Consider the following 2,827-nt stretch of genomic DNA (forward strand, 5'->3'; position numbering starts at 1 on the left):
CGAAGGTCCCCCGCATATTCCGCGAATCGGTCCGCGGACCCGTCCGGCTGTGTCATGTCATCGCCTCAATCATGTCGTTCTCAGTGTCAATCGTGTCGCATCGCGGCGGTGCCGGCCATCGGATCTGCCATCACCCGCAGCGTCGCCACGATGTCCTCGATCTCCGGCACGTGCAACAGCCCACCGATACCCACCACCTCGGCCGGAATTCCCCGCGCCTCCAGCTCGGCGGCCAGAGGTGCCGAATCCTCGTTGCGGCGCACCAGAATTGCGGCGGTCGGTGGCGCCTCCCCGGAATCCTCGGCGGCGCGGTAGTGCGCCTCGATCGCGTCGGCAACCCAGGCGCGTTCGTCGAGCACGGTCTGCGTCAGCGTGATCGACGCGGTGCCCGACGGGGCGTCGGGCCGAGGGCGCAGGACGCTCACCGGAATGCCCCGGCGGCGTAGTTCCTCGGAGATGTGGTTGGCCAGGCGAAGCCCGTTCACCGAGTTGCGCCAACTCGTCAGCAGTTCACGACGTTCCGCCGGCCTGCCGTCGGGACGGGGAAAGTCCGCGGCGAAGCGCGGCAGATTGGCGGCCGACGCCCCACGCCAGCCGTAGATGGACTGGATCGGATCGCCGACCGCGGTCACCGCGACCGGATGCGCGCGGGCCCCACGGGCGCCGAACAGCGTCGACAGCAGCACCCGCTGCGAGTGTCCGGTGTCCTGATACTCGTCGAGCAGCACCGCGCGGAACGACGTGCGTTCGGCGGCAACCACTTCCGGATTGGCCACGACGAGCCGCGCGGCCATCGACATCTGGCTGCCGAAGTCGAGCGCTGCCTGTTCGCGCATCGTGTCGGCGAGCGCGACCACCATCGGGATCAGCTCCCGCCGTTCGTCGATCACCTCCCGCACCCGCAACAGCGACTGATTGGGCCCGCCGCGCTGGCGCGGCCCCTTCGGCAGCGTCATCACCATGTCGTACAGATCCGACCCCGCGCGCCGCAGGTCGTCGACGTCGACGAGGTGTTCGGCCATCTCGCCGTAGAGCTTGAGCACCATCTCGGTGACGGTCGCGGGTGTCTTGGTGGTGTGCAGTTCGCCCGGCCAGTTGGCGACCACCGAGAAGGCCAGTTGCCACAGCTCGGTCTCGCTGAGCAGCGTCGAATGCGGCTCGACGGGCAGCAGGAGACCGTAATCGCCGATGAGCCGGCCGGCATACGCGTGGTAGGTGCTGACTTCGGGGTCGGCGCCCCGCAGCCGGGCCGTCAGCGAACCGTCCGGATCCCACGACCGGAGCGCAGGCGATCCGGACAGCATCGACAGCCGACGCCGGATGCGCGCGCCGAGTTCGCTGGCCGCCTTGCGGGTGAAGGTGAGTCCCAGGATCTCGTCGGGGCCGACGATCTGATTGGCGACGAGCCACACCACCCGGGAGGCCATCGTCTCCGTCTTGCCGGCACCGGCGCCGGCGACCACGAGCATCGGTTCCACCGGGCCCTCGATCACCGCGACCTGTTCCGGCGTGGGATTGGGCAGACCCAGCGCGGCGGCCAGCGAACTCGCGCTAATCATCGGTGACCGCCTTGCCCTGGATCTGGGCCGGGCAACTCGTCGTCAGACGACAGTGCACGCACCCCGGATTGGGGGTTGCCGCGTATTCCGGACCGACACTGGCCCGGGCCGCGCGGCGCACGACGCCGATCCACTCGTCGAGCAGTTCCGGCGACAGCGGCGGCTGGGTGCGTTCCGCCGCGCCCGTGCTGCGATGCGGAGAGGACACGTACACCAGTCGTGCTCCGCCCGGTTCGGTGCGGCCGAGAGCGGCGACACCGCCGTTGGCGATCGCCACCTGGTAGGCCGCCATCTGGGCATGGCCTTCCGCGTCGGCCTTCGTGATGGCCGACTTGGTCGTCTTCACGTCGACGACGACCGGCCTTCCGGCGGAATCGGTTTCGAGCCGGTCGACGCGGCCGCGCAGACGCACGTCGAGGTCGGAACCGGGCCGGTCGGGATCGGGCGGCCCGGGGTCGGCGGGCACCGTCGCATCCACCGGCAACTCCACACCGGCCTCGGTGAGGTCGGCGCGCGAGATGCGCAGCCAGTCCCGGAAATGCACCAGCATCGACTCCGCACGTTCGAGTTCACGCGCGGAGAACCAGGCGGCGCCGGTGTCGATGCGGTCCCAGATGCCGCGCAGCGCCGCGGTCACCTCGTCGGGGTCGAGGTCGCCGGCCACCGCCTGCACGAGCGTATGGACCAGGCTTCCGGTGACCGCGGGTGCGGCGTCGCCGTCGCGGCCGCCGCTGCGTTCCAGCAACCAACGCAGCGAACACTTGCTCAGTGCGTCGACGTTGGATGGGGAGAGAACTACCGGCCCCTTCTCCGGAGTCCACAGGGGATGATCCGTGCTCGACGGGGCCAACCCGAACCAGTCGCGTGGATGCGCGCCGGGAATGTCGGAGTCGGCCAGCTGCGCAAGCAGCCGCACGGCCGCCCGCGTGCGCTCGTCGGGTTCGGCTCCACCCGCGACGACGACGGATCGCAGGGTGGCAACCAGCGAAGGAAGCGAAAGCACCCGTTGCACACCGGGATCGAGTGGTGTGCCCTCCTCACCGGGGTCGTGTGCCGGCCCGTCGGATCTGGTCACCGCATCGGCGAGTTCACCGACGAAACGCGATGGCGAGGCGTCACCGCTCCCGTCCTCGACCGCCGTGACGAGCAGCCGCCGCCGTGCCCGCGTGCACGCGACGAGCAACAGCCGCCGTTCGTCGGCGAGCGCGGCGACCGGGCGTGCGAGCTTGTCGAGCGCATCGGGATCCACCCCGTCGAGCAGGTCGACC

General features: G+C 70.1%; 1 protein-coding gene and 1 pseudogene. Both read right to left on the reverse strand.

Features of this window, described 5'->3' with window-relative positions:
- Positions 1-95: 95 nt before the first annotated feature.
- Positions 96-1,559 (reverse strand): annotated as a pseudogene (locus ABZW74_RS24335) (ATP-dependent helicase); the annotation flags it as partial.
- Positions 1,552-2,827 (reverse strand): PD-(D/E)XK nuclease family protein (locus ABZW74_RS24340; RefSeq protein WP_355280055.1); only part of this gene is annotated, 1,276 nt, incomplete at its 5' end. The gene ABZW74_RS24340 and the pseudogene ABZW74_RS24335, both read right to left, overlap by 8 nt.

The organism is Gordonia sp. NPDC003585 (genome assembly GCF_040610755.1).
GTDB lineage: Bacteria > Actinomycetota > Actinomycetes > Mycobacteriales > Mycobacteriaceae > Gordonia.